At 70.1% G+C, this 12,819-nt stretch carries 12 protein-coding genes; 10 read left to right on the forward strand and 2 right to left on the reverse strand.

Translation table 11 applies throughout. The annotated features are described in order from the left end of the window. The first annotated feature begins 3 nt into the window (after positions 1–3). Together AB4Z55_RS12225 and AB4Z55_RS12230 are read left to right on the forward strand one after the other, a co-directional pair. Positions 4–1,398, forward strand: coding sequence for a hypothetical protein (locus AB4Z55_RS12225; protein ID WP_239401077.1), 1,395 nt, complete (start codon positions 4–6; stop codon positions 1,396–1,398). Beyond that, positions 1,398–2,522, forward strand: coding sequence for a glycosyltransferase family 4 protein (locus tag AB4Z55_RS12230; RefSeq protein WP_369519796.1), 1,125 nt, complete (start codon positions 1,398–1,400; stop codon positions 2,520–2,522). Before AB4Z55_RS12225 ends, AB4Z55_RS12230 begins: the two co-directional genes overlap by 1 nt. A gap of 37 nt (positions 2,523–2,559) precedes the next feature. Here the strand turns inward: AB4Z55_RS12230 and AB4Z55_RS12235 are convergent, their stop codons facing one another. Further along, positions 2,560–4,368, reverse strand: coding sequence for a long-chain fatty acid--CoA ligase (locus tag AB4Z55_RS12235; RefSeq protein WP_369519797.1), 1,809 nt, complete (start codon positions 4,366–4,368; stop codon positions 2,560–2,562). A gap of 108 nt (positions 4,369–4,476) precedes the next feature. Between AB4Z55_RS12235 and AB4Z55_RS12240 the strand changes: the two genes are divergently transcribed. The 6 genes from AB4Z55_RS12240 to AB4Z55_RS12265 all read left to right on the forward strand — a co-directional run bounded on the left by AB4Z55_RS12240 (position 4,477) and on the right by AB4Z55_RS12265 (position 9,220). After that, positions 4,477–4,932, forward strand: coding sequence for a hypothetical protein (locus AB4Z55_RS12240; RefSeq protein ID WP_239401073.1), 456 nt, complete (start codon positions 4,477–4,479; stop codon positions 4,930–4,932). Further along, on the forward strand, positions 4,932–5,369 hold the full coding sequence (locus AB4Z55_RS12245; RefSeq protein WP_004022899.1) for an SRPBCC family protein: 438 nt from the start codon (positions 4,932–4,934) through the stop codon (positions 5,367–5,369). Before AB4Z55_RS12240 ends, AB4Z55_RS12245 begins: the two co-directional genes overlap by 1 nt. Before the next feature lie 20 nt (positions 5,370–5,389). After that, the gene (locus tag AB4Z55_RS12250; protein ID WP_369519798.1) at positions 5,390–6,613 is read left to right on the forward strand and encodes an ArsA-related P-loop ATPase; all 1,224 of its coding nucleotides are present in this window, start codon (positions 5,390–5,392) and stop codon (positions 6,611–6,613) included. A gap of 206 nt (positions 6,614–6,819) precedes the next feature. After that, positions 6,820–7,353, forward strand: coding sequence for a hypothetical protein (locus AB4Z55_RS12255; protein ID WP_369519799.1), 534 nt, complete (start codon positions 6,820–6,822; stop codon positions 7,351–7,353). Further along, the gene (locus tag AB4Z55_RS12260) at positions 7,353–8,360 is read left to right on the forward strand and encodes an ROK family protein (protein WP_369519800.1); all 1,008 of its coding nucleotides are present in this window, start codon (positions 7,353–7,355) and stop codon (positions 8,358–8,360) included. Before AB4Z55_RS12255 ends, AB4Z55_RS12260 begins: the two co-directional genes overlap by 1 nt. A gap of 152 nt (positions 8,361–8,512) precedes the next feature. Then, a complete protein-coding gene (locus AB4Z55_RS12265) occupies positions 8,513–9,220 on the forward strand; it encodes a 1-acyl-sn-glycerol-3-phosphate acyltransferase (RefSeq protein WP_101819571.1) in 708 nt (235 codons plus the stop codon). Positions 9,221–9,224: 4 nt separating this feature from the next. Here the strand turns inward: AB4Z55_RS12265 and AB4Z55_RS12270 are convergent, their stop codons facing one another. Beyond that, positions 9,225–10,796, reverse strand: coding sequence for a mannosyltransferase (locus AB4Z55_RS12270; protein ID WP_354562889.1), 1,572 nt, complete (start codon positions 10,794–10,796; stop codon positions 9,225–9,227). A 103-nt stretch (positions 10,797–10,899) separates the two neighbouring features. Between AB4Z55_RS12270 and AB4Z55_RS12275 the strand changes: the two genes are divergently transcribed. Both AB4Z55_RS12275 and AB4Z55_RS12280 read left to right on the forward strand, forming a co-directional pair. Then, positions 10,900–11,382, forward strand: a complete 483-nt coding sequence (locus tag AB4Z55_RS12275; RefSeq protein ID WP_004022893.1) for a polyadenylate-specific 3'-exoribonuclease AS — start codon at positions 10,900–10,902, stop codon at positions 11,380–11,382. A gap of 43 nt (positions 11,383–11,425) precedes the next feature. Next, positions 11,426–12,817: a class II 3-deoxy-7-phosphoheptulonate synthase gene (locus AB4Z55_RS12280; protein WP_033203917.1), complete on the forward strand. Its 1,392-nt coding sequence runs from the start codon at positions 11,426–11,428 to the stop codon at positions 12,815–12,817. Positions 12,818–12,819: the final 2 nt, after the last annotated feature.

Consider the following 12,819-nt stretch of genomic DNA (forward strand, 5'->3'; position numbering starts at 1 on the left):
CCGGTGACCCCACGGCGCAGACGTGCCGGCCCGGCCTTGGCCGCTGTCGCCCTGACCGTTGTCGTGGCCACCGGATGCGGCACGGTCGGAATTCCGGGCGGGGGCTCGTCCACCGCACCCGCGTCGTCGACCACCGAGGTCAACGTCTACGAGCGTGATCGTGCCGCGGGGGTGACCCGACTGCTCGACTCGCTCACCGAGACCGTGCGCTCCGGCGATGTCCGGGCGATCGGCGCCCTGTTCGACACCGCCGCGACGCCGGCGTTCCGAAACAGATTCGTCACCGCGACCGGCACATTCGCGCCCCGCCGGTTCACGCCGCGGGACGGTCGTTCCGGGATCCTGCGGTTCGCGACGTTCACGTATCAGCTCGCGCCCACCGAAGAGGCGGAGGTGCTCGTCCCCGGCGACCTCCAGGAGCTCCTCGACGCCGGGGGCAGTTCGGACTCCTGGGTGGCGCCGGTGGAGCTGCGCTACGCGCTCGGCGGCGAGACCGCCCCGGGTATCGCGGAGTCCGAGGTGGTCGTCGGTACGCAGTTCGTGGTCGCCCGTCACGGCGACGAGTGGCGCCTCGTCGGCGACGCCGAGGCCCTGGGGCGCGAGCCGCCCCCGACGCAGATGTGGGAGCTGCCCGGACTCCAGGTCGCCGACACCGCCACGGCCGGCGGTACATCGGTGGTCGCGTCGTACCTCCGGACAGCGCCGACGGTGGCGACGCTGCGACGTGAACTGCCCGGGGCGGTCGACGCCGTCACCGCGTTCTGGGGTGGGTCCTGGGATCGTCGTGCCGTCGTCGTGGCGACCGCGACCGACGACCAGTTCACCGCACTGGTGCCCGGCGGGCGCGCGGCCACCGGCGCGGCAGCCGCCGCCACGGTGCACAGCACCGTGGACCTGGTGCAGCGCACCGCGACCGGTCAGCGGATCATCCTGACCCCGACGGCGCGGGAGCTCGCGCCTCCCACTCTCGCCGTCGTGCTCCGGCACGAGCTGACGCACGTCGCCGCCCGCACCTCCACCGCTCTCGACGCGCCGTTGTGGATCACCGAGGGCGTCGCCGAATATGTCGGCCGCAAGGGCACATACACGCGGTTCGCCGACGCCGCGCCCGATCTGACTGCGGCCGTGCGCACCGGTGCGCTCCCGGCGGGCCCACCCGCCGATCCCGACTTCGCGATGGACGGGCAGACTTCACTGGTGGCTTATCAGAGTGCGTGGTCGTTGGCCGCCTACGTCGCCGATCGATTCGACGAGGCCCACCTGAAGAAGATGTACATGGGTGTCGCGGCGTCGGCCGTGCCCGCGGCCCAAGACGCGGCGATCACCTCGACCCTCGGGCTGACGCGCGCCGAACTGATCACCGGCTGGCAGCGCTGGCTCGTCCGGCAGGTCGGCTGATGACCCGGACGTTGTTGCTCACCAACGATTTTCCGCCCCGGCCCGGTGGTATCCAGTCCTACCTGCAGAACCTGGTGGATCTGCTGCCGCCGGAGGACGTCGTCGTCTATGCGCCTCGCTGGCGGGGCGACTCGCACGAGAAGTTCGATGCAGCCGCGGCCTACCGGGTGTACCGGCACCCGACGACCCTCATGTTGCCCACGCCGTTCGTCGCCCGCCGCGCCGCCGAGATCGTGCGCCGGGAACAGATCTCGACGGTGTGGTTCGGGGCGGCCGCGCCGCTGGCCGTGCTGGCGCCGGCGATGCGTCGTGCGGGCGCGCAGCGGATCATCGCGAGCACGCACGGCCACGAGGTCGGGTGGTCGATGCTCCCGGGCGCGCGCCAGGTTCTCGGTCACATCGGTCGCCACTCCGACGTGATCACCTTCGTCAGCCGCTACACCCGCGGCCGGTTCGCGTCGGCCTTCGGCGCGCGGGCGGCGCTGGAACATCTGCCCCCGGGTGTCGACACCGAGCGCTTTGCCCCGGACCCGGTGCTGCGTCAGCAGTTTCGCGACCGTCTCGATCTGGGGGAGCGACCGACGATCCTCTGTCTGTCGCGTCTCGTGCCACGCAAGGGACAGGACGTCCTGATCCGTGCGTTGCCGCTGATCCGGCGCACGATTCCCGACGCCGCGCTTGTCATCGTCGGTGGAGGTCCCTACGCGAAGACCCTGCGCGACCTCGCCGCCGACACGGGGGTGGCGGGTGATGTCGTCTTCACCGGTTCGGTGCCCGCCGACGAACTCGCGGCCTACCACAACATCGCCGATGTGTTCGCGATGCCGTCCCGGACGCGGGGTGGTGGACTGGACGTCGAGGGGCTGGGCATCGTCTACCTGGAGGCGTCGGCGTCCGGCGTGCCCGTGGTCGCGGGTCTGTCCGGTGGTGCGCCGGAGACCATCGACGAGGGGGTCACCGGGACCGCCGTCGACGGCACCGACGTCGACGCCGTCGCCCTGGCCATCCTGTCGATCCTCTCCGATCGTGCGGCGGCGGCCGAGATGGGCCGGGCCGGGCGGCGTTACGTCGTCGAGAATTGGCAGTGGAGCCAGATGGCGGCCCGCCTGCGCCAGTTGCTCTGAGGGCAACCGGCGCCGGCGGACCACGCCGGCGGCGAGCTCACCGCTGGTAGATCGCCTCGATGTCGCCGGCGAACTTCTCCACGACGACATTGCGCTTGACCTTGAGGGTCGGTGTCATCTCACCGGTCTCCTCGGTGAAATCGGTCGGCAGGATCCGGAACTTCTTGATGGCCTCGGAATGCGACACCGTCTTGTTGGCGAGGTCGACGGCCGACTGGACCTCGGCGCGCAGGTCGGCGTCGTCGGCGAGATCGGCGACCGTCGCGGACGCGGGCTTCCCGGTGCGTTCCTTCCACGCCGGGAACGCCTCGGGATCGATCGTGATCAGTGCGGCCACAAAAGGTTTCGCGTCACCGACGACGGTTGCCTGCGAGATCAGGGCGTTCGCGCGGATGACGTCCTCGAGTCCGGCGGGGGAGACGTTCTTGCCGCCGGCGGTCACGATCAGTTCCTTCTTGCGCCCGGTGATCGTGATGAATCCGTCGGCATCCACGGTGCCGAGGTCGCCGGTGTGGAACCAGCCGTCCACCACCGCGGACGCGGTGGCTTCCGGGTTCTGCCAGTACTCGGTGAAGACGACACCGCCGCGCAGCAGCACCTCACCGTCGTCGCCGATTCGGACAGCGTTGCCCGACAACGGCTTCCCGACACTGCCGATCTTCGACGCCGACGGGGTGTTCACGCTGAAGGCGGCGGTGGTCTCGGTGAGGCCGTACCCCTCGAAGACGGGCACGCCGACGCCGGAGAAGAAGTGTCCCAGGCGGGCGCCGAGCGGAGCGCCGCCGGAGATCGCCATCTGACACTCACCGCCGAGAGCGGCGCGGAGCTTCTTGTAGACGAGGGCGTCGAAGACGCCGTGCTTGATCTTCAGCGCCAGACCGACCTGCCCCTTCTCCGTCGCCTGCGAGTAGGCGATCGCGGTGTCGGACGCGGCGTCGAAGATCTTGCCCTTGCCGCCGTCGTGCGCCTTCTGCCGGGCGGTGTTGTAGACCTTTTCGAACACGCGCGGCACCGACAGGATGAGTGACGGTTTGAAGACGGCGAATTCGTCCACCAGGTTCGGGATGTCGCTGGTGTGTCCGACCTCGGCGCCGGCCTCGATGGCGACGAGCGTGATGGCGCGGGCGAGCACGTGGGCGAGGGGGAGGAACATCAGCAGACGCTTCTCGTCGCGCGCGATGACCTTGTCGAGGAGGTCGCCGGCGAGGACCGCCCGCACCTCGGAGAGCATGTTGGCGTGGGTCAGTTCACAACCCTTCGGGCGTCCGGTGGTCCCCGAGGTGTAGATCAGGGTCGCCGGATCGGCGGCCTTGACGGTGGCCCGGCGGGCTGCGACCTCGTCGTCGTGGACGTCGGCGCCCGCCGCGACGAGTTCGTCGACGGCACCCGGCGCGTCGGTGCGGTCGATCTGGAAGACGGTGACGGGCGTGGCGAGGGAGTCGATGGACTCGAACTCGGCGCGATGTCCGTCGTCTTCGAGGACGATCGCCACCGCGCCGGAATCCTGCATGATCCACTCGATCTGACCTGCGGAGGACGAATCGTAGATCGGGACGGTGATCGCGCCGGCCGACCAGATCGCGAAGTCGAAGAGGTTCCATTCGAGGCGGGTGCGCGACAGCAGTGCCACGCGGTCGCCGGGATTGACGCCGGAGGCGATCAGGCCCTTGGCGATCGCGGAGATCCGGGACGCGGCGTCGGCGGCGGTGACCGGCTCCCACCGGTCGCCCTGCTTGTGGCGGAACACGATGTGCTGCGGTGATCGCTCCGCCAGGCCGAAGATGATGTTCGTGCAGTTCTCGTCGTCGGCGATCGAGAACTTCGCGGGCACGCTGTACTCACCCATCGTGGTTACCCTCCAGTAGACATCAGTCACCGAATCGTATCCCCGCTGCTGAATCGGACTGATCGCGACGTCGGTTTCGGGTGCACTACCCTGCGCCGACGCGAGTATGTGAAGCTAGTGGGCGTGACGAGCATCCAGGTGGCCGACGAGGTCTTCGTCGCCGCGGCACCGCCGTCGGCAGCCGCCGTGATCGGCGACCCCGCCAACTGGCGCAAGTGGTGGCCGGACCTCCGGCTGGCGGTCACCGAGGACCGGGGCGAGCAGGGCGTGCGCTGGCGGGTCGAGGGTCCGGTGTCGGGGACGATGGAGATCTGGAACGAGGCGGTGCTCGACGGCTTCGTGCTGCACTACTTCCTCCATGCCGAGCCCACCGCCCCCCTGCCCGAGGACCCGCGAGCCCGGGCCGACGTGCTGGCCGAGGCCAACAAGCAGCGTCGGGTGACGGGCAAAGAGGTCTCCTTCGAGGTCAAACGACTGCTCGAGGACGGCCGTGTCGTCGGCGGCCCCGCTGCGGGCCACGACCGGGCTCCCGGACCGCACACGACCGCGACCGGGGCGCCGTGATGGCCGACCACACCGAACGCGACATCGTGATCGGCGCCGATGCCGACGCCATCCTCGCCGTCATCGCCGACTTCGAGCACTACCCCGAGTGGGTGACCGCCGCCCGCGAGGTCGAGGTGCTGCGCGCCGATGAGTCCGGCCGCGCCCTGGAGGTTCGCTTCGTCCTCGACGCCGGTGTCCTGCAGGACACGTATGTGCTTGCCTACGAATGGGATCCGAACACCACATCGGTCTCCTGGCGCCTCGTGTCGAGTGATCTGCAGAAGGATCAACGCGGCCGCTACATACTCACCCAGCAGGTTCCGGGATCGACGAAGGTGACCTATGAACTCATGGTCGATCTCCAGGTGCCGATGATCGGACAACTGAAGCGACGCGCCGAGAAGGCCATCACCGACGCCGCACTGAACGACCTCAAGAAGAGGGTCGAAGGCTGATCGATCTCACACCCATCCACGTGGTGCTCGGTCCGGGGGGTTCTGGTGTCTCCGCGATCGCAGCCGCCGGCGCGACCCGGCGTCCCGCCGCCAACCGGGCGACCCGCGCGACGCCCCGATCGGGCCTCGCCGTCGCCGAACCCGACACGCTTCTCATCACCGTCGACCGCTGGTCGCCGGTGCATGACTGGGCGCGGGTGTATCGCCGGCCGGGTGAGCCCATCGTGGTGTCCAAATACCTGCACCTGCTGAGCCTCGATCGGCTGGACCTCACCGAACGCACGTGGTCGGCGTTCGCGGAGGTGCTCGAGCAGACGGTGAGCCGCAGCAAGACGATGCTTCCCGGGGTCGGCGTACTCGCGGGCATCGATGCCGCCGAGCTCACCGCACTGCCCGGGATCGACGACTTCCTCCTCCTGCGGCGTATCCGCGACGAGGCGGTCAGCGGCCGGTGGCAGCGGATCGTCGTCGACTGCTCCGGGTGTGGTGACCCGCTCCAATTCCTGCGTGGCGGAGCGGTTCTCAGCCAGGCGCTCAACCGGTTCTGGCCTCGGCACCGGCGTCTCGCGATGGCCGCCGAACGTCCGATGGTCGCCCAGCTGACGGCCGCGGTCGACGCCATCGACCGGGACTGCCTCGACATCGCCGAGCTGTTCGCCGACCCACACGTGGTCGCGGTACATCTCGTGCTCGCCGCAGACGACCGGAGCCGGCGGCTGACCGGGTATCACCTCGCCGCCGCCGACCTCATGGGATTGCCGCTGGCCTCGGTCCAGGTCAACGCGGGTGTCGGTGCCGAGTCGGCGGCCGAGATCGCCGACATGGTGCAGGCCGAACTCGCGGACGCCGTCGGCTCCCGATCCGTGCACGTCCAGGTGGTCGAGAAATCGGCCGACACGATCGATCGCATGGCCCGGCTGCGCAAGCTGTCGGTGACGTTGCCCGAGCCGCACGGCGTCCCGCGGGGGTCGGCCGCGGCCGAGGTCGAGGCGGGTCAGGGCCGCGTGGACGGGAGGCCGGCGGGCCCGGTGTACCGGTTGTCCTGGCCGCAGCGCCTGCCGGATCCGGACTCGCTGGCCCTGGGGCGCAGCGGAGACGACCTGCTGGTGACGATCGCGGGATTCCGTCATCCGGTGCGGTTGCCCTCGGTCCTGCGGCGATGCACGGTGGTCGACGCCGACTGGGACGGAGCGAGGCTGGGGATCGGGTTCGTCCCCGATCCGTCGGTCTGGCCCCGGTCGTAGAACCGATCCGATCAGCCCGCATGCATCGTCGACACCGCGAGTCGCTCCGACGACCAGCGGGAACGGCGATGGTGGAATGATCCGACCCGGTCGGGGTACGTTCGGAGACCGCACTGTTCGACCCGGCAGGGTACGGTGCCGATGACCCCGACGACAGACACGCGGGTGGGTGTACGCGCGGGGCCAGGAGAAGGGGTGAGTTCGCGATGGGCACGGACGACGAGACGTTCCGGCAGGCCGGTGACGGGTCCGCGCACGAGCGTCGAGACGGGCCCGCCGACCCGGTCCGTGACCTGCTGCTCGGGCTGGCCGCCCAGATCGACCACCTGGCCGCTCTCTTCGCGCCGGCTCCGCAGTCGGCCACTCCCGATGGTGGGGATGTGGGAGGCGCCCGGCCGGGGTTCGCGGCCCTCGTCGACGGTGGTCCGCTCGGAAATGCGCTCTCCGGGGCATCGGGGGAGATCACCTCGCTGCTCGCGGAGATCGGTGACCTCGTCGCCCGGCTGATAGCGGCCGTCATCGCCGTGCTCGAGGCCATCGCCGAGGCGCTGCGCTCCTCGCCGACCTCATCCGCGACCCCGCGCCAGTACGAGCCGATCGCGGTGCGGGTCAACGTGGCGGCAACCGATCGCGACGCCGGGTCGCCGCGCCCGACCGCACCGCGCCCGACCGCACCGCGCCCGACCGCACCGCGCCCGACCGCACCGCCCCCCGCATCCGGCCCCGGGCAGGAGAACTGATGGGCGACTTGACGATCGGCATCGACATCGGCGGCACCAGCGTGCGTGCGTCGGTCGTCGACGACCGGGGGACGATGCTCGACACGCTCCGCGCGCAGACCCCGCCCACCGCGGACGCGCTCGAGCACTGCCTGGACCGGCTCGTCGGCGAGTTGACGTCGCGGTGGGACGCCAAGGCCGTCGGGCTCGCGATCGCCGGTTTCCTCACCACCGACCGCCGGATCGTCCGGTTCGCGCCGCACCTGCCCTGGCGTGAGGCGCCGGTGGCCGAGGAGATGACCAGGCGCGTCGGCATCCCGGTCTTCGCCGAACACGACGCCAACGCCGCGGCGGTGGCCGAATGGCGGTTCGGGGCCGCCGCGCGCGGACACAACACCGTCGTGCTGGCGATCGGTACCGGAATCGGCGCGGGATTCGTCATCGATGGGGAGATCTACCGCGGAAGTTACGGTGTCGCACCGGAACTCGGACATCTCACGATCGTCCCGGACGGGCGTGCCTGCGCCTGCGGCAAGCGCGGCTGCTGGGAGCGGTACTGCAGCGGAACCGCCCTGGTGGACACCGTGGTGGAGTTGCTCGCCGACGGCGATTGGGGACGAAGCCAACTGGCGGCCGACGTCGCGGCCGATCCCGGGTCGTTGACCGGCCGTCGCGTCGCCCGCGCCGCCGCGGACGGTGACGCTGTGGCGTTGGCGGCGTTCGGGCGGTTCGCGACGTCGCTGGGCCAGGGGCTCGCGATGATCGCCGACATCTTCGACCCCGACCTCATCGTGCTGGCCGGCGGCGTCGGCGCGGCGTCGGGCCTGTTCCTCGACGAGGCCCGAGAACACTATGCCCGGCAGGTCACCGGCGCCGGACACCGCCAGCTCGCTCGCATCCGCGGTACCCAACTCGGCGAGACCGCCGGCGTCGTCGGCGCGGCAGAGGTTGCGCGCCAGGCGATCCGGTCGACCGACCGCGCCCTGACCGAACCCGGGCCCGAGTCGCGTCCGGCCTCCGGACTCTGAGCGCTTCGCACGGCCTGCCGATCCTGGCCGGACGGTAGAGTTCGACGCGGGTAAGGTCTTGGCGTCGGGGCACCCGGTGCGTTCCGCGGTCTCCGCGGGGCGATCGGCCGGCGGGAAATCATCGGGTCGGTGTGCGCGGCGAGGAGAATCTCATGTGGTACTGGGCGTTCAAGTACATCTTTCTCGGCCCGATCCTGCGGGTCCTCGGTCGGCCGACCATCGAAGGGCACGAGAACATCCCGACCGACGGCCCGGCGATCCTGGCCAGCAACCACCTCGCGGTGATGGACAGCTTCTTCCTGCCACTGATGGTGGACCGCCGGATCTACTTCCTCGCCAAGAGCGAGTACTTCACCGGCACCGGCCTCAAGGGCGGATTCCAGCGCTGGTTCTTCACCGCCGTCGGTCAGATCCCCATCGACCGGTCCGGCGCCCAGGCGGCGGAGGGCGCACTCACCGCCGCGCGCCGCCAGCTCGACAAGGGCAAGCTGATGGGGATGTACCCCGAGGGCACCCGGTCGCCGGATGGACGCCTCTACAAGGGAAAGACCGGCCTGGCCCGGCTGGCCATGGACACCGGGGTGCCGGTGATCCCCGTCGCGATGATCGACACCCACAAGTTCAACCCGCCCGGCAGCATTCTCCCGCGGCCGACCCGGGTCGCGGTGCGCATCGGCAAGCCCCTGGACTTCTCGCGCTACGAGGGCATGGAGGGCAACCGCTACATCGAACGCGCGGTCACCGACGAGATCATGTACGAGCTGATGCAGCTCTCGGGTCAGCAGTACGTCGACGTCTACGCCGCGAGTCTCAAGAACCAGGCGCCGCCGGTCGAGCCGCCCGCTGCCGACGCCGCCTGACTGCTCAGCCGGCGTCGCCCACCCGGGTGCCGTCGAGGACGGCGCACAGGTCGGGAATCCAGTCGCGATCCGCCGGCACGATCTCGGCGGTGTCGAAGAGCCGTAGTTCGTCGGCGGAGAACCAGCGCACGTCCAGGTGCTCGAGTGCGGTCGGGGTCCCGGACCGCAGGCGCGCGAGGTAGGCGTGCAGGGTCAATCCACCGGGCAGCGCGACGGGGGAGCCCACGGCCCCCAGCGGTTCGACCTCGGCGCCGAGTTCCTCGCGGATCTCCCGGACCAGCGCGGCCGCATGCGTTTCCCCGGATTCGACGCGGCCACCGGGCAGTTCCCACCGGCCGGCGAGTTCGGCCGGACGTGACCGCTGGGCGAGAAGCAACCGACCGTCGACGATGATCGCGGCGGCGACCACATCGGGCGGTCGGGAGTCGCGGGGGTCGTCGCGTGCGGCGCGGGTCGCGATCATCCAGGCGAAGGTGACGAAGGTGGCGACCGGCCACGCGGCTCCGAAGATCGCCTCGAGTGCCGCCGGGGGCTCGGGACCGTACTCGATGGTGATCCGCAGAAGCCACGGGATGCCGAGCCCGGCGACCGCCACCCACATCGCGAGTACGACTCGTGCGCCCCGACGCCGTGACCCGGCGCCGTGGACGAGCCAGATCGCCAGCGGGATGACCCACACCCAGTGATGGACCCACGAGATCGGCGAGATCAGGAGCCCGAAGAACTGCACCACGAGGAGGATGCCCAGTGCGTCGGAGACCGCCCGCCAGGCGAACACGGCCACCAGGACCGCGACCAGGACGCCGATCATCCAGATCCAGCCCGTCCCGACGTCGAAGCCGACGAAGCGGGACAGGGTGCCACGCAGGCTCTGGTTGATCACCGCCTCGACCGGGCCGATGCGCTCGGCGTCGCCGAACAGGGTGCCGTAGTAGGTCCGGGTGACGTCCGGGAAGAGCAGCAGGCAGCCGAGGACCGTGAACACGAACGCAGCCGCGGCGGCCACCGCACCCAGCGGCTTGCGGGCTGCCAGATACCAGAGACCCGAGATGGCCGGGGTCAGCTTGATACCCGCCATCAGACCGATGAGCGCACCGCCGGCCAGTACCCCCCGGTCGCTGCGCGCCCAGGTCACCGCCAGCAGGGTGCCCAGCATCAGGAAGACGTTGATCTGGCCGTAGTCGAGGGTGACCCGCACGGGCTCACACCAGATCGCGGGCGCGGTCCACAGGGCGGCCACGGCGTAGACGTCGGTGGTCGACCCGCACAGGCGCAGGGCGAGGACCACGCACGCATACAACGCGCCGAAGGTCGCCAGCTGCCAGCCGATCGCCACCAGATCCCACGGTACGAGGGACAGCGGGTACAGCACGACGGCCGCGAACGGCGGATAGGTGAAGGGCAGCGCGAAGTCGGTCTCACCGGCGTAGGTGAAGACATAGAGCGACCCGTCGGCGAGACCCGCCGAACCGTCGCGGTAAACGTGCAGGTCCACGAAGTTCCTGCCGTTCACGGTCAGCGTGTCCCAGACGAGCCGCGCGATGATCGACGCCGCCAGGAGAGCGGTCGCCAGCACAGACCTGGAGCGCACGAAATACCAGGGTAGACAGGCAGAGGGCGGTATGGCGAAACGGTGCGCGGTGCGCGGGTCGGTGCGCGGGTGTGTGAATACTTGACCCATGCGCTTCTTCTATGACTCGGAGTTCATCGAGGACGGCACCACCATCGAGTTGGTCTCGATCGGGGTCGTCGGTGAGGACGGCCGCGAGTTCTATGCGGTGTCGACCGATTTCGATCCCGGCCGGGCGGGGGACTGGGTGCGGGCCAACGTGTTGCCGAAGCTGCCGTCGCCGTCGTCCTCCGCATGGCGGGACCGCCGCCGCATCCGCGAGGATCTGCTCGAGTTCCTCACCGCGGACGGCACCGACATCGAGCTGTGGGCCTGGGTGGGTGCCTACGACCACGTGGTGCTCTGCCAGCTGTGGGGTCCGATGACCGCGCTGCCGCGGGAGATCCCGCGCTTCACCCGCGAGTTGCGACAGCACTGGGAGGCCGCTGGTCGTCCGGCGCTTCCGCCCACACCGTCGGATGCGCACGACGCGCTGAGCGACGCCCGCCACAACCTGCGCCGCTGGGAGGCCATCGAGAAGGCTCGCGTCTGACCCGCGGACGGGTCGTCGGCCGCGTCTCCTTTACCCTGGACGGGTGGTGAACTGGACCGTAGACGTGCCGATCGACGAGCTCCCCGAGCTCCCTCCGCTACCGGGTGATCTCCAGACGCGTTTCGACGACGCGCTCAGCCGCCCGGCCGTGCAACAGCCGAGCTGGCCGGCCGACGAGGCGCGCAAGATGCGTACCGTCCTCGAGTCGGTGCCACCGATCTGCATGCCCGCCGAGGTCCAGACGCTCGCCGCGCAACTGGCCGACGTCGCCGAGGGGCGCGCGTTCCTGCTTCAGGGCGGCGACTGCGCGGAGACCTTCGCCGACAACACCGAACCGCACATCAAGGGCAACATCCGCACGCTGCTGCAGATGGCCGTCGTGCTGACCTACGGCGCCAGCATGCCGGTCGTGAAGGTCGCGCGGATCGCGGGCCAGTACGCCAAACCGCGATCGTCCGACACCGACGCCCTGGGTCTGCCCTCCTACCGCGGCGACATGGTCAACGGGTTCCCTGCCGACGCGGCGGTGCGGGCACACGATCCGTCCCGTCTGGTGCGGGCGTACGCGAACGCGGCCGCCGCGATGAACCTCGTCCGGGCGCTCACGCAGGCCGAGGCGGACCTGACGCGGGTGCACGACTGGAACCGTGAGTTCGTGCGCACGTCACCGGCCGGCGCGCGCTACGAGGCGCTCGCGTCGGAGATCGACCGCGGTCTGCGGTTCATGGACGCATGTGGCGTCACCGACTCGAATCTGAACTCCGCCTCCATCTTCGCGTCGCACGAAGCGCTCGTCCTCGACTACGAGCGCGCCATGCTGCGTCTGGCCGACGACCCCGACGGGCCGGGCAAGGTCCTCTACGACCTGTCGGCCCACTTCCTGTGGATCGGCGAGCGGACCCGCCAGCTCGACGGTGCGCACATCGCCTTCGCCGAACTCGTGAACAACCCGATCGGGGTGAAGATCGGGCCCACGACGACCCCGGAGCAGGCCGTCGAATACGTCGAGCGGCTCGATCCGCACAACGTGCCGGGGCGGCTCACGCTCGTCGCGCGGATGGGCAACGGCAAGGTCCGCGACGTGCTGCCGGCGATCGTCGGCGCCGTCGAGGCGACCGGACACAAGGTCATCTGGCAGTGCGATCCGATGCACGGCAACACCCACGAGGCGTCGACCGGTTTCAAGACCCGGCACTTCGATCGCATCGTCGACGAGGTGCAGGGCTTCTTCGAGGTCCATCGCGCGCTGGGCAGCCATCCCGGCGGCGTCCACGTCGAACTGACCGGTGAGGACGTCACCGAGTGTCTCGGTGGCGCACAGGAGATCTCGGACCTCGATCTCGGCGGGCGCTACGAGACCGCCTGCGATCCTCGTCTCAACACCCAGCAGTCGCTCGAGCTCGCCTTTCTCGTCGCGGAGATGCTGCGCGGCTGACA

This window comes from Gordonia sp. ABKF26 (genome assembly GCF_041103195.1).
Lineage (GTDB): Bacteria > Actinomycetota > Actinomycetes > Mycobacteriales > Mycobacteriaceae > Gordonia > Gordonia terrae.